Origin of the sequence: Parafrankia elaeagni, from assembly GCF_000374165.1 — a bacterium.
In the GTDB taxonomy this organism is placed as follows: domain Bacteria; phylum Actinomycetota; class Actinomycetes; order Frankiales; family Frankiaceae; genus Parafrankia; species Parafrankia elaeagni.
In genome coordinates this window covers 1-22,918 of record NZ_KB893770.1, presented here as the reverse complement: position 1 = coordinate 22,918, position 22,918 = coordinate 1, and the positions used below count along the sequence as shown (strand labels likewise).

Below are 22,918 nucleotides of genomic sequence, written 5' to 3'. Positions count from 1 at the left end.
CTAGGGCCTGTTTGGGAAGTCGCTGATCTGTGCTGCTGGTGATCGGCTGGTGTGATCCGGCTTGGATGATCAGTTGTGTGGCGCGGGGTGACCTGACGAACGAGCAGTGGGCTGTGCTGGAGCCGTTGCTGCCGTCGGAGGCGGATAAGAAGAAACCGGGCCGGCCGGCGACGTGGTCGCGCCGTCAGCTGATCGATGGGATCCGGTGGCGGACGCGGACCGGGGCGCCGTGGCGGGATGTCCCGGCCCGGTACGGGCATTGGCGCACGGTGTACGGGCTGTTCCGGGACTGGCAGCGTGACGGGACGTGGAAGCGGGTCCTGACCGCGTTACAGGCCCAGGCGGACGCCGCCGGTCTGATCACCTGGGACGTGTCGGTGGACTCGACGGTGGCGCGGGCGCATCAGCATGCGGCGGGGGCGTCAAAAAAGGGGCTGCGCAGCGGCAGTCCCCGGGTGGTGTTGACACCGAACCGGCGGATCATGGGATCGGGAAGTCCCGGGGTGGATTGACAACCAAGCTGCATCTGGCCTGTGAACAGGGGCAGAAGCCGCTGGCGTTGCTGGTCACCGCCGGGCAGCGCGGAGACAGCCCGCAGTTCACCGCGGTGCTGGGCCAGATCCGGGTCCCTCGACCGGGACCGGGCCGGCCGCGGACGTGCCCGGATCGGGTGCTGGCGGACAAGGCGTACAGCTCGAAGGGGAACCGGGCCTACCTGCGCCGGCGCGGGATCCGCACGACCATCCCGGAGAAGAAAGACCAGGCCGCGAACCGCAAGAAGCTCGGCAGCCGCGGCGGGCGGCCGCCCCACTTCGACCCGGAGGCGTACAAGCAGCGCCACGCCGTGGAGAGGAGCAAGCCACGGTGCTGTCATAGCTGTGGCTGTTCGACATCGCCGTCGGTTCCTTTCTCGTCGATGTTGTCGAGGTGTGCTGCCTGATTGGTCAGCCAGGGGCGCCGGTTGTGCTGGCCTCGGGGGACGTGGTGCAGGGCGCGGAGGCGTTCGACCTCGTCGGGGTCGGCGCGCACGACGGTCAGCCGGGCCTGGGGATGCAGGTATCCGGTGGCCCAGCCGCGGCGGACCCAGGCGTCGAGAGTGGGTTCGGGCATGTCCAGGTGTTCGGCGAGGTCCCGCAGCCACCACTCGTGGTCATCCAGCTTCGGGCGGGCGTGACGGGCTGGGGTGCGGGTCCGCTGGATGCCCAGGGCCCGCAGCAGGTCGTTGACCGCGTTGGGCGTGAAGGTCGCGCTGCGTTTGGGTGGACGAAGACCCTCGGCGTTGAGGCGTTCAGCGATCTGCCTGGTCGTGTGCCCGGCCTCGACCAGCTCGCGGGCCCGGGCGGCGAGTTGGGGGTAGTAGCTGAGCTGGGTCAGGCAGGCGACCGGGCGGACGATCTGGGAGCGGGTGTGGTGCCCGCCCGCCCAGATGATCTCGACCTGGACCTGTTCGGTGGTGTCGATCACGGCGACGCGGACCTGTTCGATCAGCTGCCGGATCAGCTGTTTGCGGTCGGCATCGGTGGTGCTGGGTGCGTGCCAGATGCCAGGGACGTCGGCGGCCAGGGAGCGGATCTGGTCGCGTTCGGCGGCGGTCAAGGTGCGCGGGCGGGCAGTGGTGAACCGGTCGTATTCCTCGCCGAGGCGTTCCCGTTCGGCGAGCGCGGCTTCCCAGTCGGCCTCCAGCTGCCGCACGACCAGACGGTTCTCCGGCTCGGCCAACTGGTACTGGCGCCGGGCCCGGTCTGCCTGGTAGTCGGCCCGTTCCAACCGTTGGCGCCAGATCCGGTCCACCTGTGCCCGGCGCTGTTCGACCTGGTCGGCCGCGGCGAGGGAGACCTCCAACGCGGCCGGGGTCAGCGCGGCCAACAGCAGGCCGGTCACGTGGGTGTCCAGGCAGTCCCCGGCCAGCTGCTGGCACTGCCCGGTGCCGTAGTCGGTCTTGTCCCGGGCGCACACGTAGGCCGGGTGCAGCCGTCCTTGCGGCCCGTGCTGGTAGCGCACCGTCATCCTCGCCCCGCAGCGGGCGCAGACCACCAGCCCGGCCAGCAGGGCCGGGCCGTCGCGCACCGGGCCCGGGCTCGCGGCCCGGGACTGGTTGGCCTGCATCCGCTGCATGTTCCGCTCGTACTGCTCGACGCTGATGTAGGACGGCAGCACCCCGGGCAGACAGACGGTCCACTCTGCCCGCTCGGTGCGCACCCGCCCGGTGAACGGTCTACCCGCCTGGCGCCGTCTTGGGTCCAGCCTGCTGCGGCCGTAGACGTAGATGCCCGCATAGGCCGGGTTGCGCAGCATGTTGTGCACCACCGCCCGGCTGGGCCGCCGCCAGCTCACCTGCCCACGTCCGGGTTCCGCCCGCTGTCGTATCCCGACCTGGATGCCGTTGTCAGCCAGGAAACACAGCACCGCGTTCACCGTGCCGAACCGCTCGAACAGGTCGAAGACCAGCCGGACCACCGCCTGGACCTGCTCGTCCGGGTCCAGGACCACCTCACCCGACTCCCGGCGCACGAACCCGATCGGCAACGGCACCGCCAACTCGCCGCGTCGGGCCTTGGCCAGCCGCCCGGACCACATCCGCTGTTTGATCAGATACAGCTCGGCCTCGCTGATCGTGCCTTTCAACCCCAGTAGCAACCGGTCGTTGTGCTCGGCCGGGTCATAGACCCCGTCCAGGTCCGCCAGCAGGGTTCCCGACAGGGCACACAACTCCAGAAGCTGATGCCACTCCCGGCCGGACCGGGCCAGCCGGGACATCTCCAGGCCCACCACGATCCCCACATGGTCCAGCCCGACCTCGAAGACCAGCCGGGCGAACCCCGGCCGGGCCTGCGCACCCGAGGCCGAACACCCGAGATCCTCATCGATCACCAGCACCCGCGACCGCGCCCACCCCAACCCGACCGCCCGCTCGACCAACCCGTACTGCAACCGGGTCGACTCCTGATGATCAGCAACCTGCTCGGCGGTCGACTGCCGCACATACACCGCCGCCAGACGATCACGATGCCACGGCTGAACCTTGCCACCCGCACGCTCCCGCGAATCAGCCGCGACGCTCGTCCCGCTCATCGCCACACCGCCCGCTCGCCGGTGTCGGCAGCACCGTCATCCGCTCCACCAGCAGGCCCAGCAGACGCCGCACCGCCTCCCGGTTCGCCTCCGGGAACGCATCCCACGGCGGCACCACCGCGTCCGCCAGCGCCACGATCACCCCCGCGCTCCCCGTCAGCCCGCCCCTCCCGCAGCCGCCGAACGACCGCGACCAGCGCCAACAGGCCATCAACCCCAACCACAAGGGCATTCCCCACCCCTGGCTCGCCTATGTGTGCAGTGCGGCTTGCTCCTTGAGTGCGGCATCAACCGGCTCAAACGTCACCGGGCGGTCGCGACCCGCTACGACAAACTCGCCGTTCGCTACGAAGCAACAGTCACCATCGCCGCGATCAACGAATGGCTACCCCGATGAACTTCCCAAACAGGCTCTAGGAGGTTCCCTGATGTACCCGGCTGCGCCGCCGGCGCCACGCTGTTGTACATGCCGACCTACATCCTGTGTCACCGACACGAGCCGGCCGAATGCCGGTTCGCGTTCGCGGCCTGGCGGGGGTTCGACAGCCCGTTGCGCCACGGCCGGGCGCTCGCCTCCTGCGGCAGGAACAGCCAGGCCACCGACGCCCGGCACACGATCTTCTGGACGGTGGAGGCCGCGGACGCCGGCGCCGCACTCGGCTACCTGCCGGCGTACCTGACGTCGCGGACCGAGGTGGTGCACGTTGCCGAGGTGCCGATCCCCTGATCGGACCAACGTCCGCAAGTACCGCAAGTACCGCAAGTACCGCGAGGGCATCGAGGACTGGGTGGCGGCTGGCCTGCCGACCGAATCGGTCCGACCCGGAACCGTGCGGCGGCAGAAGGCTGGCAGCGGTGGCGGGCCACCCGGCGCTCGCGCATGCTTGGCCGACAACGAATGGGGGTGGGACCATGCCGACATCCATCACCACTCACCAGCCATCCGACTTCCGGCCAGCGACCTGACACCGACTTCGTCCGATCCGACCGGTCTTGTCGCCAGTGGATTTCTCGCGACAGTCAGGATCGGTCGGGCGGCCCGAAACCCGATCAGCCCGTCCGCACGCCAGAGCAGTGTTCTCCGCCCCGGGAAAAGGAATGGGTGGTGCACCATGAGGATGCCGCACGCGATGTCCGGTGCGATAGCCGCACTGGTCCTGGGTCTACTTTTCGTGGCGGTTCCGGCGCGAGCCGGAGGGCCAACTGAAACCCCGGTCACACCGGTGTCTCCGGTCGTGCCCGTCACGCCGGTCCTGACAGGCATCAGCGCGGCACACGCGGCCAGCGCCCGTGCGGACCTCATCCGGTTCCACTTCCGGCCGGCGGCCCCCTCCGAGGCCACCGCCCGGTACGTGCCTGCCTCGGAACTGATACAGGACGGCTCCGGCCTTCCTGTCGCCGTGCGGGGCCGGTCCTTCGTCAAGGTGGTCTTTCACAATGCGGCGGCCCACGACGAGGAGGGCAGGGCTACTACGGCTCCGCGCAACCTGTTCCCGGTCCGCGCGACCACCAATGTTGTCCAGGTGCAGTCGGGTGGCGACTTCGAGGGCGTGGTCACGTACTTCATCGGCCTGCGCGAGCCCGCGCCCGGACCGCAGGTACAGCCGACGGTGCAGCACGCCGGCACCAGCGTGATCGTGGCGATCCCGACCCGATAACCCGGCTGGACAAGGGGCCAACGGGCAGGCCGCCGCACCCGGCGGCCTGCCCGGACGCGAACGGGAGTAAGGATCTGGGAGGTCTCCGCCCTGTCCGCCGTCGCATCCGCGGTTGCGACCTGGAGGCTAGCGGGCCACCAGGCCGGGGCTTCCCGCCTGCGTCACGAACGATCCGGCGGTCACCAGGGTGCCGCCGGGCGTGCTGACGTGGCTGACCGTCTTCCAGTCGATCTCGGCGGCCGTCGCGCCGAGGGTGACGAGCACGTAGCCGCGCAGGCCGTTGTAGAACTTCAGGTGCGGGTTGCGCTCGTGGTAGCCGGCCCAGTTTGCCGGCTGGGCGGAACCGTTGCCGCCGCTGGTGATCGAGGTGGCGACGACCTCGGTGCCGAGGATCTCCGAGGCGGGGTCGGCCGGGTCGTCGTGGATGTCGAAGCCGTAGGCAACGTGCACGTCACCGGTGAGCACCATCAGTTCCTTGCCGGAGCGGCCCTGGCGGGGCAGGCCCCGCTTCCAGCCTTCGGTGATCCGCCGCCGCGACGCCGGGTAGCCGTCCCAGGAGTCCATCGACAGGTTCGCGCTGCCGTCGGCACTGGCCCGGCGGGAGAAGACGACCTGCTGTGAGGCGATGTTCCACTGCGCGTTCGACCGCGCCCAGCCGTCGATCAGCCAGCGCTCCTGGTCGAGGCCCGGCAGCGTCATGCTCTCGGCTTCGGATTCGGCACTCGGCGGCTTCCAGCCGTCGCCGCCTGCCTGGTTGGTGCGGTACTGGCGGGTGTCGAGGACGTCGAACTGCGCCAGCCGTCCCCAGCCGAAACGCCGGTAGAGGCTCATGTCGGGCCCCTGCGGGAACTGCGGCCGCCGCAACGGCATGTTCTCCCAGTAGGCGCGGTAGGCGGCGGCGCGGCGGAGCAGGAACTCCTCGGGCGGAACGCTGTTCTCCGGGATGCCGCCGGCGTAGTTGTTCTCGACCTCGTGGTCGTCCCAGGTGACCACGAACGGGTGGGCGGCGTGCGCGGCGATCAGATCCGGGTCCGACTTGTACAGCCCGTAGCGCACCCGGTAGTCCTCCAGGGTGACCGTCTCGTGGTTGACGGCGTCCGGCAGCACCCGGTCGGTGTAGGCCCGGGTGCCTCCGGCGCTGTTGACCGCGTACTCGTAGAGGTAGTCGCCGGTGTGGAAGACGGCGTCGACGTCCTCCTGCGCGAGGTGCCGGTAGGCGGTGTAGTAGCCCTGGTCGTAACGCTGGCAGGAGACGGTGGCGAACGTCATCGACCGCACGGGCGCGCCGGGGGCGGGCGCGGTCCGGGTCCGGCCGACCGGGCTCACCCACGAGCCCACCCGGAACCGGTAGTAGTACTCGCGGCCCGGCGCCAGGCCGGGAACATCCACGTGCAGGGAGTGGCCGAACTCGGGATGCGCCCAGTCGTCACCGCGACGCACGATGCGGCGGAACCGCTCGTCGGAGGCGATCTCCCAGGCGACGGGGATGCGGGCCGGCGGCAGTCCGCCGTCGGCCGCCAGCGGCTCGGGTGCCAGCCGCGTCCACAGCAGCACCGAGCTCGGCTGCGGGTCTCCGGAGGCGACACCGAGCGTGAACGGATCGCTCGTCACCTTCCCCGGGGCGAGCGCCGGAGCGCTGGCGGAGGCGGTGCCGGGCAGGCCGACGGTGAAGGCGAGCGTCGCGGCCGCGCCGGACAGGGTGAGGAACCTGCGCCGCTCCAGGCCGCGGGCGGCGGCCCGCAGTTCGGCGGAATGCTCAGAACTGATCGTCACGGATGTCTTCCTCGGGGGGTGGGTCGACGGGGACCAGATGAGCCCACCAACACGAGGTAGCCGTCCAAGAAACATCGAATTTCCGCTCAGAACCCACCTGCCGAAATGCTCGGCCTCCCGGTGAGCGGTCGATCGGCGCGGCGCTCGGTGCGCCGCAGGACGACCGCGGCGGTCTCGCTCGAAGCCTCGAGAAGGTCACGCGGCGTACCGCTCGAGACGAAGTGCTGTGAATCCATACCCGCACTCGGAGGGTCAGGCAGCCGACCGCGGTCTGTCGGCGCCACTGTTCTGGTGCCGGTGGATGGCGATGGCCAGAAGTAGGAGGCCGGCGAGACGCAGGATGCCGCCGCCTGCCGCGCCGCAGTCGTCTCGGCCCGACGGTTTCCTGCCCAAGGTGACCCGGAACGGCTGCGACCCGCCGGACCGGCTCGCAGCCCTCTCCGACGCGGAACCGACTCGGGAACCGCGGCTGGCGATGCACCGTCTGCGCGGATCGTCCGCCTACGTTCAGGCTGTCCTCACTGCCGGCCCGATACCGCTCAAATCGGCCCAACCCTGTCAACCTGCCAAGGCGACAGTGGCCTCTGCATGGGTGAGGAGGGTTCATGGACGATGAGGAGCACGACGATTTCCAGACGTACTTCGCCGAGCGGCTGCCCGGCCTGCTTCGGCTCGCCTACCTGCTGACCGCGGACGCGGCCGCGGCCGAGGACCTGGCGCAGACGGCGCTGGCCCGCACGTTCGTCGCCTGGCGGCGGGTCCGCGCGAGCGACTCGCCGGATGCCTATGTGCGCCGCATCCTGATCAATGCCCACCGCCGCCAGTTCCGGACCCGTCGCATCGCGGAGACGCTGGTGTCGGTGGTGCCGGATCAGGCGCCGGGCGGCGGCGGTGAACTCGCCGCGGTGGAGGACCGGGCGGGGCTCGCCGCGGCCCTGGCGGTGCTGCCGCGCCGGCAGCGGGCGGTCGTGGTGCTGCGGTACTGCGAGGACCTGCCGGAGGCGCGGGTCGCGGAGATCCTCGGCTGTTCGGTCGGCACGGTGAAGACGCACGCCTCCCGTGGGCTGGCTCGCCTGCGGGCCGACCCGTCGCTGCGCCTGGAAACGGGAATTCAACCTGCCGGGGCGAAACAGCGCATCGGAAGTGGGGCCGATCGGCCCGTGCCGCGGCAGACCAGGCCGGCGGAGGAGCGCGACGAGATCTGGGGAGGGCTGGCATGAGCACCGACGAGTGGATCACCGAAAGGCTCCGTGACCGTGCGGCGACGGTGGTCTTCCAGCCCTCGGATGACCTGTGGGCCGGGGTACGGGCGCGGGTGCCCGGCGAGCGCCGCCGCCGGTACACCCGCCGGGCCGTTCCCGCCCTGGCGCTCGCTCTGGCCGCGGCGGGGGCCGCGACCGGCGTGGCGCTGGGAGGCGGTGCGGAGAACACGGTCATCACTCCGGCCGAAGCGCCCGCGAGCCCGGCGGGCGCCCGGCTGTATCCGCTCACCTTCACTCCGGCCGAGGAGGCCCAGCTCGCACGTGAGTGCCAGCCGCCGTCCTCGGGGCCAGCCGAACTGGCGCGATTCCAGCCGCTCGACAGCAGGGTGTGGGCGGCAGCCGGCGACGAGTTCGGAGCGACCGTGATACTCACCAACGGAGCGGCGCGCATCTACTGTGATCTCCCGGTCGGCTCCGCGGGGAGACCGGACATCGCTAGCGCCCAGATATCTGGAGTCGCCTCGTCCTCGATTGACCGCACTACCGTGTTCGGGGATGCCCCCCGTTCCGACCTGGATCTGTTTCACCGCGGCAGTAGTTGGAATGGTGGCGGAAGGACCTTCCACACGGCGGCTGGGCTGGTGTCATCGCGGGTCGCCAGGGTGACGGTGACGACGTCCACCGGAGATGTGCGCGAGGTTCCCATTCAGGACGGAAGAATCGTCGTGAGATCGGTGCAGTCCGATCCGCAGCCCGGTGACGATGACTACATCCAGTCTCGCCAGCAGAACTATGAAGCGATTCCCACCTTGCGGCAGTCGACTCGCCCGCTCATCCGGGCGTACGACATCAGTGGGCGGCTCGTCGGTGAGGACTAGGCGGGCTGACGGACCCCGAGTGAGGGGTTGATCGTGGCGACATCGGGACGGACCCTCGCGCAGCGCCGAGCCGATCGTGCTCTCTGCCCGATCTCGGTCGCGCAGGTCCTCGGCATTCCGGTCCACGCGGTGGCCGACGCGATGCGGTGGGCGGGAGTCGACGAGCCGCTGACCGTCGCGCAGGCGAGGTCGTGGCGGGCGATGACCAGCGAACCGCCGGGCTGGATGGTCGAGCTGTTCACCGAGACGGCAGCCCGCAGGAGTCGCCGGGAACATCGCGAGCAGCTCCGAACCTTCGAGGCGGAGTACGTCACGCTGTTGCTCGCCGACGAGGTGGAACGGCGGCTGCTGGCCGGCCGGCGGATACGGGGCGACGGGGCTGAGCGTCTGGCGGCGGACCTGGCGTTTCGTGCCTGCAGGGAGCTCCTCCGCGGTGCCGAACTCGGCGACCTGCTCGCACTGGACCTCGCTGCCCTGCGGTGGGCCGGCATCGACCCCGGCGACCGCGGTACCTGGCGCCTGGCGCCTGACGGAGTGAGCGCTGGTACCCATCTGATCGCGGGCGCTGTCGGGGATCGAACAGGACGGTGAACATGCTACGAGGCGCGTAGCATCGTCGCATGTTGTTCCGTGTGCCGGAGGTCGACGCGGCCGACGAGCGGGTGCTGGCCGACCTCGAACGGTTCCGTGGCGAGCTGCGCCACCAGGTCGCCGAACCGCGCCGGTGGCTGGGGCAGCTGCGGCGCAGCCTGATCGCGGGCGCTGTCCGGGGATCGAACACGATCGAGGGCTACACCGTCGACGTGGCGGACGCCGAGGCGATAGCGGCCGGTGAGGAAATGCCGACGGCGCATGACGTACAGACCCGCGCCGCGGTCACCGGCTACGCGGATGCGTTGACCTACGTGCTCCAGGCTGCCCGGTTTGAGGTCTTCACGTTCCACCCGATGCTGGTGTCGGCACTGCACTTCATGATGCTGCGCGGTGATCTCGACAGATCGCCGGGCAGATACCGGCTCGGGCCGATCTGGGTGTCCGGCGCACCGGACAATCCGCCGGTCTACACCGGGCCGCAGGCCGAACACGTACCGGAACTCATGGACGAACTGTGCGGCTGGCTGCAGGCCGGAGATCTGGACGCGCCCGCGGTGGTCCGGGCCGCGATGGCCCACCTGAACCTGGTCAGCATTCATCCCTGGCGTGACGGGAACGGGCGGATGGCCCGTTGCCTGCACACCCTGGTGCTCGCCCGGCAGCTGATCCTCGCACCGGAGTTCTCCAGCATCGAGGAGTGGCTCGGTTCGTCTCCCCACAACACCGCGATGTACTACGCGGCGCTCGGCGAGGCGCAGGGCGGGAGCTTTCAGCCGGAGCGCGATGCGCACGGCTGGCTGCGATTCTGTCTGCGGGCTCACCATCTGCAGGCCCAGCTGGTCCAGCGTCGTCTCGATGTCGCGGCGGATGTCTGGCGGGCGCTGGCGGACCAGGTCGCGGCGGCCGGGCTCGGTGAGCGCACCGTGGCCGCGGTGTACGCGGCGACCCGGCCCGGGGGAGCGCGGCGTGCCACCTATATGCGTGATGAGGGTCTGACCCGTGACCAGGCGATCCGTGACCTGCAGGGGCTCAGGGCCGCCGGTCTGATCGAGGAGGCCGGCCACGGTCGCACCCAGCGCTACCTCGCGGCAGGCACCGCCGCGCAGGCGGAACGCTCTGTCCGCACCTCGATCACCAGCCAACCGCTCCACGACCCCTACGGCGCCGACTGACGCACCCCGTCGCCACTCGCCACTCGCCCCGCGGCCAGACGCGGCCGGACGCGGTCAGACACGGTCGGATCGATGCGCCCGGCGGAGGCAGGGCCCCGGGGACGCTCTCGGCCGCGCCCCGGGTCGCGGCGGGGCGCGTCACAGCGGGTGGTGATCAGAGCGGGTGGTGATCAGAGCGGTGCGTTGGCGCCCTGCGTCGAGGCCGCGAACTCCTCGGGGGCGCTCTGCGCCGCCGCCGGATCCATCCACATGACCTGCCAGCCGTGGCCGTCGAGGTCGAAGAAGCTGCGTGAGCACATGAAGCCGTAGTCCTGCGGGCCGTCCGCCTCGGCGGCGCCCGCGGCCAGGGCGGCCTCGGTGACCGTGTCGACCTCCTCGCGGGACGACACGCTGAAGCAGTAGAGCGCCAGCGCGTGCGTGGCGGGATCGGCCATCGGCAGCTTCGAGAACTCCGCGAACTTCGGGTGGCTGAGCAGCATGACGCTGGCCTGCTCGCCGACCGGCATGCAGGCGGCGGTCTCGTCGGTGAAGGTCGGGTCGAAGCCGAACCCGAGCTTCGCGAAGAACGCCTTGCTGCGCTCGAGGTCTGCCACGGGGATGTTCACGAACAGCGTGCGGCCGGGGTGCGCGGGAGTGGTCACGGCGGGTCTCCAGATCCGTAGTGCGGCGGGTACGTCCTGGTAGACCGGGCGGGCCGGCGGAACTCATCGGTGGAGCCCGCAGCGTCCGCGCGCCAGACCATCGAGCGGCCTCACCATCTCCAGCCCGGCCGGGGCGGGAGGCGTCGGGAACGCTCGACTCGGCCGGTCGGGTGCCTTTGGCCGGCGGTGATTCGTGAGCGGTGTCCGGTCGCCCGTTTCCGGTTCAGTCTCCCTCCAGCCGTTCCTCTCTTCATCAGGATGGAGCCGTTGCGGCCGAAGGGGCGCACCCAGGACGAGGACGGACCAGTGGCGACGCCGGAGAATGGCTATGTAGCCGACGGGGTTCGCCGTGGTGCGTTTCGTCGAGGACGGAGAGTGGTTCGCCGACTGCCCGGTGATGCTGGACTTCGGCCCTGTCGGCGGCTGCACGAGCGGACTCGTGCCAGCCTCGACCGGGCCGCGATCGGGGTCCTGTTCGTCGACGAACCCGGCGAGGTGCGTCCCTGAACCGGCGGCGACCAGGTGGCCAGATATGGATTATTTAGATGGTTTTGTAGTAGCGGACCTGTGGCAGTGGCCGGAAACCGGCGCGTTCGTACGCGCGCCGGGCAGGCGCGTGGCCCGGATCGCCGCCCGTCCCGATGACGGCAAGGGAACGGCCGGCCTCACGGATGTGTTCGATGCCGCGGTCGAGCAGGGCGGCCCCGACTCCGCGGCGCTGGTCCGCGGGGTCCACGGCGATCATCTCGATCTCGCCGCAGTCGGATTCCGGCCCGTCGGACTCTCGGGTCAGCACGACGGCGACGAATCCCACCGGCCGGCCGTCGGACTCGGCGACCCAGCATCGGGCCCGGCCGCCGGAAAGCACCTCCCGCACCGCCTCGGCCTGCTGCCTCCGCCAGTCCGGGTACAGCCGACGGTAGACGACGCGGCCGAGTACGTGCTCGAAGGATGCGAACACCGGCGCCCACGCCCGCAGCGAGAGTGCCACTACCGCGTCGACGTCGGCAGGCAGGAACGGGCGGATGAGCGGAGTCGGCGGAGGCATGATCCGCAATTCTCCGCGCCGTCGCCGCCGCGTCAACGTGATTTGGGAGTGCCCGACTGCCGGCATGTCGGCCGTGACGGTTGGTGATGGATCAGCTGGCAGGCGGGTTGACGACGGCCTGGATGACGACGAAGGCCGCGACGGCGAGGACGAGGTAGGCGAAGGATCTGCGTAGCCGGTCGGCGGGCACGTGCGTCGCGAATCGTCCGGCGGCCAGCGAGCCGAGGACCGCGGCGGCGGTGAACGCGGCGGCGATGCGGTAGTCGAGCGTGGTGTCGCCGGCGTGGGCGGCGAACCCGGCGGCCGAGTTGATCACGATGATGACCAGTGAGGTGCCGATCGCGGCGGGCATCGGCAGGCCGAGGAGCAGGACGAGGGCGGGGATGAGGAGGAATCCGCCGCCGACGCCGAACAGGCCGGTGAGAAAACCGACGGCGATACCGGTGCCGATGGCTTTGGGCAGGCAGCCACGCCAGTTGACGCCGCCGTCGGGCCGGGCGCAGTCGCCGCCGGTCTCGCCGTCGCCGCGCAGCATGCGCAGTGCGGCGGCGACCATGAGGACGGCGAGGCCGATCAGGACGAGGCGGGGGTCGAGCAGCCGGTTGAGAGCCGCGCCGCCGAACGCCGCCAGTGCTCCGGCCGTGCCGACGATCGCGGCGATGCGCCAGCGGATCTGGCGCGTGCGCAGGCGGGGGAGTAGCGCGGCGGCTGAGGAGATTCCCACGACCAGCAGCGAGGTGGGCACGGCGGCTGTCACGGACAGCCCGGCGCCGTAGATCAGGGCGGGGACGGCCAGGATGGAGCCCCCGCCGCCGAGTAGGCCGAGCAGGATCCCGATCGCCGCGCCGAGGCCCAGGGCAGCGATCATGGTCGTGGGCTGGCCAGGGCGGCGATCACGCCGTCGACGTCGAGGCGGGGGCCGCGGTTGTAGGGCAGCCTGGCCAGCAGGTTGCCCATCGCACAGGTGTTGGACAGGGCGGCGAACGTCAGCCCGGCGCCGACGGCCGCCGCCACCCACTTGACCGGCGGGACCACCACGCTGGTCAGGACGGCGGCCAGCACGAGGGAGCCGGCGACGAGGCGGACCTGCCGTTCGAGGTCCCACCGGGGGGTGCCGCCGCGCACGGGGGCCCCGGTGGCCTGCCAGGCGTTGATGCCGCCGTCGAGGATCCGCAGGTTCGGCAGGCCCGCCGCGGCGAGGGCCTGTTCGGCCGCGGCGGCGCGTTGCCCCGAGCGGCAGACGAGCACGACCTGCTCGTCGAGGTGCGCGCGCAGTTCGTCGCGGTGCTCGCGCAGGATGTCGAGCGGCACGTTGTAGGAGCCGGGAATGTGGACGGTCTCGAACTCGCCCGGGGTGCGCACGTCGATCAGTCGCGGTGCGCCGGCGGTGGCGATGAGCTCCCGCAGCGTGGTGGCGTCCAGGGCCGCCGGGGCTGTCGGAGTGGCCGGGGTGGCTGGGGTGTGGCTGGTCATGAGGTCTCCTTGCTGGTGACGATGGTCAGGCCCGCGGCGGCGGCGTTGGCGTAGGCGTCGTCGAGGTGCACGACCTGGTGGCCGGCGCGTTGCAGCAGGCTGCTCGCGGCGGCGGCGCGGTAGCCGGAGCCGCAGTGCACCCAGACGGTGCCGGCGGGCACCTCGCCGAGCCGGGCCGGCAGCTCGGGCAGCGGGATGTGCACGGCGCCGTCGAGGTGGCCCGAGCGCCATTCGTTGCCCATCCGCACGTCGAGCACGGCGTCCGGCGCCGGCAGCCCGGGCGGGACGGTGCCGGCGCGGGCGGCGGCGAGGTCGACGAACGTGGCGGTGGTGAGCTCGGCGACGCGATGCTCCTCGCTGCCGGCCCAGCCGTCGGGGCTGCCGGTGGCCGTGGCGGCGGGCCGGTCGATGCCGATGCGGGCGAGTTCGCGCTGGGCGTCGGCGACCTGCTGCCCGCTTTCGCCGAGCAGGGTGATCGGCGCGCCCCAGGGAGCCATCCAGCCCAGCCAGGTGGACATCGGTCCGTCCAGGCCGAAGCTCAGTGTGCCGGTGAGGTGCCGGTGCGCGAATGCCTTGCGTGAGCGCAGGTCGATCACCCACTCGCCGGCGCCGATCCGCGCGCGTAGTTCGGCCGGGTCGGCCCGGTGCGCCGGGGTGAGGTCGATCAGCGCGGCCCCGTCGACGTTGCGGGCGCCCATGTGCGCGTAGTAGGCGGGGTAGGCGTCGAGCCCGGCCAGGATCTCGGTGACGAACGCGTCGGTCTCCAGCCGCAGCGCCGGGTTGACCTGCCGCTCCCGGCCGATCGTGGAGGCGGGGGCGTCGGACTGGGTGGCGGAGCAGAAGCTGCCGAACCCGTGGGTGGGCCAGATCTGCGCGCCGTCGGGCAGCAGGTCGGCGAGGCGGCGCACCGTGGCGTGCTGCTGCTCGGCCAGGGTGTGGGCGTGCTGCTGGCCGAGCAGGTCGGTGCGGCCGGTGGTGCCGAACAGCAGCGAACCGCCGGTGAACACCCCCACCGGCCCGTCGGGGCCGTCGAGGACGTAGGACAGGTGGTGGAACGTGTGCCCGGGGGCGGCGACCACCCGCAGCCGCATCGAGTCCGACACCGTGACCTCGTCGCCGTCGGCGACCGGCAGCCGGTCGAAGCCCACCTCGTCGGCGGCGGCGACCAGATACCGGGCGCCGGTCACCCGGGCCAGCGCGAGACCGCCGGAGACGTAGTCGTTGTGCAGGTGTGTCTCGGCCACATGCGTGATCCGCACCCCGAGACGGCCCGCCAGAGCCAGGATCCGGTCGATGTCGCGTTGCGGATCGACCACGACCGCGACCTGCCCGTCATGCGCCAGGTAGCTGCGGTCGCCCAGCGACGAGGTCTCCACGACCTGGACATCGATCCTGACATCGATCTTGGCGTCAACACTTGTCATCGTCTGCTCGCTCTCCTTCGGATCCGGCATCGCCGCTTCCTGGAGTTCATATACCCGGGGGGGTATGTGCGGGACATGCTGCGGTTCTGTGCATCGACGGGCAGACCCGCCGGTATGCGGGGTCTGCCCTGTGGGGTCAGGACAAGGCCATGAACAGCTTCTCCAGCTGCTCCTCGGTCAGTGGCGGCTGCTCCCCGCGTTCGCGCGCGGCCTGGCACTGACGCATGCCTGTCGAGATGATCTTGAAGCCCGCCCTGTCCAGCGCCCGGGACACCGCCGCGAGCTGCGTCAGGACCCGCTCGCAGTCGTCGCCGTTCTCGATCATGCCGATCACGGCGCCCAGCTGACCGTGCGCGCGCTTCAACCGCGTCATCGCGTCCGACAGGACCTCGGCGTTCATCTCCACGGTGCCCCACCTCCACAACCACCATACCCCCCCGGGTATCGGATGCAAGGGGCTCGGTCGAGCGCCGCCGTCCGCGAGTGCTGCCGTCCACGAGTGCCGGGCTGCTCGAAACCCGGAGGGTTGTGAATTCGATTCACAGTGGTACGCTTCCGCTGCCTGTCCGGTTGGCCGGGGATGTGTGGGTACCCGACATCGGCGGGCCCCCGCAGAGGCGAGGGCCACGCGGTGCCCTGCCAGAATGTTCGGGCTGTCCACGAGGGGGATGAGGATGCCGAGTTCGACCACGGAACGTGTGCCATCGCATGACAGTGCGACGCCCACGGCGGGGGTGGGACTGCCCGGCATCGGGGCGCTGGTCGAGGTGCGTGGGCAGAAGTGGGTGGTCGCGGAGACCGATGCCCAGGTCGCCCAGGACGGCGCGGGCGCGGCTGCGGGCCGTGGCCCGGGGTCGGCTGTCCCGAGTTCCCTTGTCACCCTGCAGAGCGTCGAGGACGGCCGGTACGGCCACACCATCGAGGTGATCTGGGAGGTCGAGCCCGGCCGACGCATCCTGCCCAGCGGCTCCCTGCCCGACGTGACCAGCGGCGGCTTCGACTCCCCGGAGCGGCTCGCCGCCTTCCTGGACGCCATCCGCTGGTCGGCGGTGACCTCCGCGGACGCCCGCCGCCTGCAGGCCCCGTTCCGTTCGGGCGTGGCCGTCGAGGACTACCAGCTCGAACCCGTCGCCCGGGCCCTCGAGGCCCCGCGGGTGAACCTGCTGCTCGCCGACGACGTCGGCCTCGGCAAGACGATCGAGGCCGGTCTCGTCGCCGAGGAACTGCTGCTGCGCCACCGGGCCCGGCGGATCATGGTCGTCTGCCCGGCCGGCCTGACCCTGAAATGGCGCGACGAGATGGCGGAGAAGTTCGGCCGCGAGTTCACCGTCATCGACGCCGAGCGGTGCGCCGCCGTCCGCCGCTCACACGGCAGCGCGGCGAACCCGTTCGAGGTCTACCCCCTCACGATCGTCAGCCTCCCGTGGCTGCGCGGCCCGAAGGCACAGCGGCTGCTCGACGAGGTGCTTCCCGGCGACGGCCAGCCGACCTATCCGCGTACGTTCGACCTGCTCATCCTGGACGAGGCCCATCACGTCGCCCCGGCCGCACCGAAGCAGGTCTACGCCGTCGACTCCCAGCAGACGAAGCTGATCCGCCGCCTCGCCCCGCATTTCACCCACCGGCTTTTCCTCTCCGCCACCCCGCACAACGGCTACCTGGCGTCGTTCACCGCGCTGCTGGAAATCCTCGACGACCAGCGTTTCGCCCGCGGTGTCGCGCCGGACCGCAAGGCGGTCGAGGAGGTGGTCGTCCGCAGGCTGAAGGGCGGCATCGAGAACGCCGACGGCACCCCGCGGTTCCAGCCCCGCCGCTCCATCGACCTGCCGGTGGTCTATCCCGACGACGAACGGGAGATCCACGGCCTGCTCAAGGAGTTCTCCGCACTGCGCCGGACCCGGCTGAACTCCGAGCGCGGCCGCAAGGCGACCGATCTGGTGACACTGTTGCTGAAGAAGCGGCTGTTCTCCTCCCCGGCCGCGTTCGCGCACACCGTCGCCGTCTACCGGGAGACCCTCGCCGCCCGCCACGGCCGGCCCGCCCCGGCGGCACCGTCCGCCGCCGGCCCCGTCGACGACGTCGACGACGTGCCCGAATGGATCGACGACTACTTCGACGACATCGCGACCCTCGACGACGAGCAGCTCGCCGACGCCGAGGACGACGCGCTCGGTCGGGTCCGTCCGATGCAGCCGGACCCGACCGACCCGGAGACCGAGCTGCTGGCGCGGATGCAGCGCTGGGCGGACGCCCACGAGGCCGAACCGGACGCGAAGGCCCGCGCCCTGCTCGCCTACCTGGCCTCGGTCTGCCGCCCGGACGGGAAGCACTGGCTCAACGAGCGGGTCGTCGTCTTCACCGAGTACCGCGACACCCAGACCTGGCTCGCCGGCCTGCTGCGCCAGCAGGGGCTCGGCGGGGAGCGGCTCGGCCTGCTGCACGGCGGCCTGCCCGCCGACGAGCGCGAGCAGCTCCGGCTCGCCTTCCAGGCCGACCCGAGCGAGCACCCGGTGCGCATCCTGCTCGCCACCGACGCCGCCAGCGAGGGCATCGACCTGCAGAACCACTGCCACCGCCTGGTCAACTACGACATCCCGTTCAACCCGAACAAGCTGGAGCAGCGGATCGGCCGGATCGACCGGTACGGGCAGCGCCAGCAGCCGGAGATCCGCCACTTCGTGGGCTCCGGGTGGTCCGGCGCGGTCGACTCGTACGAGGCCGACCTGGAGTTCCTCTCCCGGGTCGTGAAGAAGGTCGCGCAGATGAAGGCCGACCTCGGCTCCGTCAACGCGGTGCTCTCCGACCGCGTGCAGCGCCGCATGCTCGGCGAACGCGCCGCCGACCTGACCACCCTCGACGACCTCGACACCCCGGCCGGCGCGTCCGGCGCGTCCGGCACGGCGGCGGGCGGCAAGGACGACGCCGTCCCCGTCGCCGAGAACGTGCGAGAGCAGGTACGCCGGCTGCGCGCCACCCTGGACGACACCGTCCGCGATCTCGGCATCACCCCGCGGGCCGTCGAACGGGTGGTGAACACCGCCCTGGGCCTCGCCCGCCAGCAGCCCCTGCAGCCGCACATCGACGAACGCGGCGACCTCTACGACGATCACCCGCGCCACCTCCCCGCCCAGCGCGACGACGAACCGGGCGACGGGATGTTCGACGTCCCCACGCTGACCGGTTCGTGGGCGCGCGCCTCGGCCGGGCTCACCGAGAAGCTGCACCGCGACGGCGCCCCGCCGCGCCAGCTGCCCGTCACCTTCGACCCGGCCGTCGCCCGGGGCCGCGACGACGTCGTCCTCGCCCACCTCGGCCACCGGCTCGTCGACATGTCGACCCGGCTGCTGCGCGGCGCCGTCTCCAACGCCGACATCGGCCTGCACCGGGTGACCGCCGTGCGCACCGACGACCCGCGCTGCGAGGAGGTGCTCGTCGGCGCCTTCTCCCGCTTCGTCCTCGTCGGCGCCGACGGCGTACGACTGCACGAGGAGGTCCTGCAGGCCGGCGGCTGGATGCCGGCCACCGGCCGTTTCCGCCGCCTGGAGAACCTCACCGTCCTCGGCGAGATCGTCGGCCCGGCGCTCGCCGCGGGACGTCCCGTCTCGAGGGAGACCCAGGAACGCCTCGCCGAACGCTGGCCCGCGGCGCGCGAGGGCGTGCTCTCCGCCCTGAACTGGCGGACGAGAACCCGCCAGGAGTCACTCACCCGCATCCTGGCGCAGCGCCAGAACGCCGAGGAGACCCGGATCGCCACCATCCTCGACCAGTTCGCGAGCACGTTGCAGGCGGCGCTCGCGAGCCCCGAGAACGAAGAGGACGCCCTGTTCAGCCGGGCCGAGATCGCCAAGAGCCGGGAGGAGCTGGCGCAGTTCCGCCGGGACAAGCAGTCCTGGGAGGACCGCCTGCGCCGGCTGGCCCAGGAGAGACAACGGGAGCTCAATGTGATCGCCGGCCGGTACCGCGACCCCCGCCAGCACCAGTTCCCGGTCGCGGTCGTCCTGGTCGTGCCGGCCAGGGAGGCGGGACGATGAGCACAACACGGACGACAACCGGCGCCCGTGCCGGCTCCAGCGGTTCCGGCGGCCCGGGCGGCCCGGGCGCCCGGCGGCGGCCCCCCGTCCCGGACGGCACGACCCAGCACCGCGACTGGCTGACCCTGATCGACGTCACCGGGCCGTTCCTCAGCCTGCCCGTGCTGCGGCGGATCTGGCCGACCCTCGACCCGCTGGAGAAGAAGACCCGCGAACGGCTCCGCCGCGAACACGCCACCTGGCTGGAGGTCCCCGCCGCCGGCCAGCGCGCCTGGGTCCGGTACGTGCTCGCCGACCTGCTCGGCTGGGGCGACGCACTCCTCTGGCCCGCGGCCGACGCCGTGCCTGACGCCAGAACGCACGCCGCACCCGACGCGAGGACGGACGGCGGGCCCACCGCCGACGCACCGGCCGCCGGAGTTGACGCCGCCAGCCCGCTCGCCGCGCTCACCGTGGACGTCGACCAGCACGACACCCGCGTGACCCCGTCCTTCGTCCTCGTCGACCCGAGCGCCGACGCCATCGACGCCTCCGACGCCGCAGCCGGGGTGAAGCCGGACGCCGTGCGCCTGCTCGGCCTGGTCGTCCCGCCCGGCCAGTCACCGACCGGCCGCATCGCGGGGCAGGCCTGGGCGGCGACCCCGGTGGACCGGGCGGCCCTCGCCTGCCGGCACCACGGCATCGAACTGGCCCTGGTCACGAACGGCCGCCAGTGGGCCCTGGTCTGGGCCCCGCGCGGCGGCGTCACGACCACCGCCGTGTTCGACGCCGTCTCCTGGCCGGAGGCCGCCGAACGTGACGTCGTCCGCGCCTTCGTCTCCCTGCTGTGCCGGCGCCGCTTCTTCGCCGTGCCCGACGCGGAGACCCTCGTCCCGCTGCTGAAGGCGAGCCTCGGCAGCCAGGAGGAGATCACCGAGGCGCTCGGCGTCCAGGTCCGCCAGGCTGTCGAACTGCTCGTCGCCGCCTTCGGCCGCTGGCACGTCGCCGAGCACGCCCGCGGCGGCGTCGGGCTGCGCGACATCCCCGAACACGACATCTACCGCGGCGCCGTCGCCGTCATGATGCGCATCGTCTTCCTCCTCTACGCAGAGGAACGCGGCCTGCTGCCCGCCGACAACGACCTGTACGCCCGCACCTACTCCGTCGGCCGGCTGTGCGCCGAGCTCGAACAGCAGCTCTCCGACGGCGCCACCGAGGACGACCTCGAACAGTCGACGGCCGCCTGGCACCGCCTGCGCGCCCTGTTCACCGCCGTCTTCACCGGCATCGACCACCCCCGCCTGCGCATGTACGCCCACGGCGGCTCCCTGTTCGACCCGGCGGCCCACCCCTGGCTGCCCCTCGCCGTCGACGACCGCACCGTGCTGCACACGCTCCGTGCCGTCCAGTACGTCCAGGTCGGCACCGGCCGCTCGCGTGAGCGCCGCACCCTGAGCTTCCGTTCGCTGGACGTCGAACAGATCGGCTACGTCTACGAGGGCCTCCTCTCCTACGACGCCCAGCGCGCCCCCGCCGGGGAGGTCGTCGTCGGCCTCGTCGGCAAGGAGGGCCTCGAAGCCGAGGTCCTGCTCTCCGAACTGGAGGACCTCGCGTCACGGCACCGGGGCCGCCCGCTGCTCGCCGCCGCCCTCGCCGAACGCTTCGCCGCCAGCGGCATCGGCTCGCCGAAGGCCATCGAGAAGCGCCTCATACCGCTGGAAGCCGGCGAACGGGAGGAGGCCCGCAAGGCCCTGCTCGCCGTCACCCGCGGCGACTACCCGACCGCCGAGCGCCTGCTGCCCTTCTTCGGCCTGCTCCGCCGCGACCTGCGCGACCAACCGGTCGTCATTCTCGAAAGCGGCCTGTACGTCACCGAATCACCGCTGCGGAAGAACACCGGGACCCACTACACACCACGCTTCCTCGCCGAGGAGGTCGCGAACAACGCCCTGGAACCGCTGGTCTACCTACCCGGGCCGCTGCAGACCGCCGACACCAACGCCTGGAAACTCCGGCCAAGCGCCGACATTCTCGGTCTGAAGGTCGCCGACATCGCGATGGGCTCGGCAGCGTTCCTCGTCGCCGCCGCCCGCTACCTCGGCGACCGCCTCGTCGAGGCCTGGACCCTGGAAGGCGACCCCCGCGCCGGCGGTCGGGGTGCATCAGCGGGTTCGGGCGTCGGAACAGCAGGCGGGGGAGCGACACGCGGGGGCACGGCTACCCGCAGCACAGTTTCCGGACCAGGCGCCCTGCCCGGCCACAACGACACCGGTGAATGGCTGGGCCGGGATGCCGAAGAGGACGACGCCGTCGTCGAGGCCCGCCGCCAGATCATCGAACACTGCCTGTACGGGGCGGACATCAACGAGATGGCCGTCGAGATGGCCAAACTCTCCCTGTGGCTGGTCTCGATGGACTCCCGCCGCACCTTCACCTTCCTCGACGACAAACTCGTCGCCGGCGACTCCCTGCTCGGCATCACCTCGCTGGACCAGCTCGAACACATGCACCTCGACCCGGCGAAAGGCCGGGAGATCCACTCCGACATCTTCGGCTGGACGTCCGGCATCCGCGAACTGGTTTGGGAGGTGGCCGTCGAACGCCAGGCCATCGTCGCCACCGACGGATCGACCCTCCAAGGCCTGGAAGAGAAGGAAATCCTGCTCAGCGACGCGAAGAAGCGGACCGCCCAGCTCACCCTCTTCGCCGACGCCCTGATCGGTGCCACCTTGGCCCACGCCGGCCGAGGCGAACGCGGCCAGAAGGCCGCCTCCGAGACCGCCACCAAGATTGTCAACGATATCGTGGACGGCAACAGGGACATGGGTGACGCCAGGCGCGAGATCAGCCGCTGGCTAGCGACGGACCATACCCCCGGCAGCTTCGATCGCAGACCCATCCACTGGCCCCTCGTCTTCCCCGAGGTCTTCGAACAGGGCGGCTTCGACGCCGTCATCGGCAACCCGCCCTTCCTCGGCGGCTACAAGCTCACCGGAGCGTTGGGAGTTGCTTACCGCGAATATCTCGTCGAGGACATTGGCTCCGCAGCCAGGGGAAGCGCCGACCTGATCGCCTACTTCGCGCTGCGTGCGCACGAATTGCTCAATCTTCGCGGCCAGACCGGGTTGATTGCCACGAACACCTTGGCTCAGGGAGACACCCGCGAAGTCGGCCTCGATCAGATCGTTGCCAAAGGGTTCATTCTCCGTCGGTCGGTCAAAAGCCTCCCTTGGCCGTCGAAATCCGCGACTGTGGAATACAGTGCTATCTGGACGACCACGCAGATCGGCGAGAAAGCGAGACGTCTCGCGGACGGTGTCGTCGCATCTGTTATCGCGCCATCGCTGAGCCCGGAATCCCGAGTATCCGGAAACCCGCATCGACTGGCTGTCAATAGCGGGATTTCGTATCAGGGGTCATTCGTCCTGGGTCTCGGGTTCACCATGGAAGCAGACGCCGCCCACGCTTTGATCGCGAAAGATCCCCGAAACGCTGAGGTTCTTTTTCCTTACGTTAACGGTCAAGATCTGAATTCGAGGCCTGATTGTTCTGGAAGTCGCTGGATCATCAACTTCCATGACTGGTCTGAGGATCGCGCCAGGGAGTACCGCGACTGCTACGAGCGGGTTCGCCAACTCGTAAAACCCGAGCGTGATCGAAACAATCGAAAAATCTACCGGGACTATGGGTTCGGATTGATATAAGTTAATCGTCTGGCTGGTTGATCGTGTAGTTCCAGTCTCCGTGGAAGTCATGTCTGTTGATCGGGATTCTCTCCCTGTCCTGTGTGGTGACTTTGACCTTGGTGGGATAGTCGCCGGGATCGAGCTCGCAGCGGACTGTGAGGCCGGTGGTGGTCGTCGTGTTGGCGATGAGACTGACGATGGTCTGGAAAGTGGTCAGCGGCCGGCCACGCCAGTTCGCGGTGATCCGGGAGAACAGCCGGTGCTCGATCTTGTTCCATTTCGAGGTG

The 22,918-nt window shown here is 70.8% G+C and carries 18 protein-coding genes and 2 pseudogenes; 10 read left to right on the top strand and 10 right to left on the bottom strand.

Annotation, left to right across the window (positions count from 1 at the left end; all coding sequences use genetic code 11):
• The first annotated feature begins 65 nt into the window (after positions 1-65).
• Positions 66-940 (top strand): annotated as a pseudogene (locus B207_RS43090) (IS5 family transposase).
• Here B207_RS43090 and B207_RS0127705 read toward each other — a convergent pair.
• Positions 871-3,072, bottom strand: coding sequence for a recombinase family protein (locus B207_RS0127705; RefSeq protein ID WP_018639959.1), 2,202 nt, complete (start codon positions 3,070-3,072; stop codon positions 871-873). The pseudogene B207_RS43090 and the gene B207_RS0127705 overlap by 70 nt on opposite strands.
• Entirely contained in the window at positions 3,047-3,214 is a 168-nt protein-coding gene (locus tag B207_RS40230) for a hypothetical protein (RefSeq protein ID WP_018635768.1), read from the bottom strand. The genes B207_RS0127705 and B207_RS40230 overlap by 26 nt, the downstream gene beginning before the upstream one ends.
• A 132-nt stretch (positions 3,215-3,346) precedes the next feature.
• Here B207_RS40230 and B207_RS40225 point away from each other — a divergent pair.
• The 3 genes and pseudogenes from B207_RS40225 to B207_RS0127690 all read left to right on the top strand — a co-directional run.
• Positions 3,347-3,469 (top strand): annotated as a pseudogene (locus B207_RS40225) (IS5 family transposase); the annotation flags it as partial.
• Between the two features lie 69 nt (positions 3,470-3,538).
• A complete protein-coding gene (locus B207_RS0127695; protein ID WP_018639958.1) occupies positions 3,539-3,799 on the top strand; it encodes a hypothetical protein in 261 nt (86 codons plus the stop codon).
• A gap of 385 nt (positions 3,800-4,184) precedes the next feature.
• A complete protein-coding gene (locus B207_RS0127690) occupies positions 4,185-4,730 on the top strand; it encodes an AMIN-like domain-containing (lipo)protein (RefSeq protein ID WP_026311514.1) in 546 nt (181 codons plus the stop codon).
• 126 nt (positions 4,731-4,856) lie between these two features.
• Here the strand turns inward: B207_RS0127690 and B207_RS0127685 are convergent, their stop codons facing one another.
• Complete coding sequence (locus tag B207_RS0127685) at positions 4,857-6,503, bottom strand: alkaline phosphatase D family protein (RefSeq protein WP_018639956.1); 1,647 nt, start codon at positions 6,501-6,503, stop codon at positions 4,857-4,859.
• A 605-nt stretch (positions 6,504-7,108) separates the two neighbouring features.
• Here B207_RS0127685 and B207_RS0127680 point away from each other — a divergent pair.
• From B207_RS0127680 to B207_RS0127665, 4 genes are read left to right on the top strand one after another with little or no spacing between them, the layout of a single operon-like run.
• A complete protein-coding gene (locus B207_RS0127680) occupies positions 7,109-7,723 on the top strand; it encodes a SigE family RNA polymerase sigma factor (protein WP_018639955.1) in 615 nt (204 codons plus the stop codon).
• Positions 7,720-8,583 carry a hypothetical protein gene (locus tag B207_RS0127675; RefSeq protein ID WP_018639954.1) on the top strand — a complete coding sequence of 288 codons (864 nt, stop codon included), beginning with the start codon at positions 7,720-7,722 and terminating at the stop codon, positions 8,581-8,583. Before B207_RS0127680 ends, B207_RS0127675 begins: the two co-directional genes overlap by 4 nt.
• 33 nt (positions 8,584-8,616) lie before the next feature.
• Positions 8,617-9,174: a hypothetical protein gene (locus tag B207_RS0127670; RefSeq protein WP_154675665.1), complete on the top strand. Its 558-nt coding sequence runs from the start codon at positions 8,617-8,619 to the stop codon at positions 9,172-9,174.
• 29 nt (positions 9,175-9,203) lie between these two features.
• Positions 9,204-10,349 carry a Fic family protein gene (locus B207_RS0127665; protein ID WP_018639952.1) on the top strand — a complete coding sequence of 382 codons (1,146 nt, stop codon included), beginning with the start codon at positions 9,204-9,206 and terminating at the stop codon, positions 10,347-10,349.
• Between the two features lie 170 nt (positions 10,350-10,519).
• On the opposite strand, the gene B207_RS0127660 is transcribed toward B207_RS0127665, so the two are convergent.
• The 6 genes from B207_RS0127660 to B207_RS0127635 form a co-directional block, all read right to left on the bottom strand.
• Positions 10,520-10,990: a VOC family protein gene (locus B207_RS0127660; RefSeq protein ID WP_018639951.1), complete on the bottom strand. Its 471-nt coding sequence runs from the start codon at positions 10,988-10,990 to the stop codon at positions 10,520-10,522.
• A gap of 541 nt (positions 10,991-11,531) precedes the next feature.
• Positions 11,532-12,038, bottom strand: coding sequence for a GNAT family N-acetyltransferase (locus B207_RS0127655; RefSeq protein WP_035742620.1), 507 nt, complete (start codon positions 12,036-12,038; stop codon positions 11,532-11,534).
• A 91-nt stretch (positions 12,039-12,129) separates the two neighbouring features.
• Positions 12,130-12,906, bottom strand: a complete 777-nt coding sequence (locus B207_RS0127650) for a sulfite exporter TauE/SafE family protein (protein WP_018639949.1) — start codon at positions 12,904-12,906, stop codon at positions 12,130-12,132.
• The gene (locus tag B207_RS0127645) at positions 12,903-13,511 is read right to left on the bottom strand and encodes a rhodanese-like domain-containing protein (RefSeq protein ID WP_018639948.1); all 609 of its coding nucleotides are present in this window, start codon (positions 13,509-13,511) and stop codon (positions 12,903-12,905) included. The genes B207_RS0127650 and B207_RS0127645 overlap by 4 nt, the downstream gene beginning before the upstream one ends.
• A complete protein-coding gene (locus B207_RS0127640) occupies positions 13,508-14,935 on the bottom strand; it encodes an MBL fold metallo-hydrolase (protein WP_051102693.1) in 1,428 nt (475 codons plus the stop codon). Before B207_RS0127640 ends, B207_RS0127645 begins: the two co-directional genes overlap by 4 nt.
• 136 nt (positions 14,936-15,071) lie before the next feature.
• Complete coding sequence (locus B207_RS0127635; RefSeq protein ID WP_230205269.1) at positions 15,072-15,335, bottom strand: metal-sensitive transcriptional regulator; 264 nt, start codon at positions 15,333-15,335, stop codon at positions 15,072-15,074.
• A gap of 274 nt (positions 15,336-15,609) precedes the next feature.
• Here B207_RS0127635 and drmD point away from each other — a divergent pair, with 274 nt between their 5' ends.
• Positions 15,610-18,966 (top strand): DISARM system SNF2-like helicase DrmD, encoded by a 3,357-nt coding sequence (gene drmD / locus B207_RS0127630; protein WP_084692352.1) that lies wholly within the window; start codon positions 15,610-15,612, stop codon positions 18,964-18,966.
• Positions 18,963-22,649, top strand: coding sequence for an Eco57I restriction-modification methylase domain-containing protein (locus B207_RS40850; RefSeq protein ID WP_018639944.1), 3,687 nt, complete (start codon positions 18,963-18,965; stop codon positions 22,647-22,649). Before drmD ends, B207_RS40850 begins: the two co-directional genes overlap by 4 nt.
• 1 nt (position 22,650) lies before the next feature.
• Here the strand turns inward: B207_RS40850 and B207_RS0127620 are convergent.
• The coding region (locus B207_RS0127620; RefSeq protein WP_018639943.1) for an ISAzo13-like element transposase-related protein at positions 22,651-22,918 on the bottom strand (268 nt) is incomplete at its 5' end.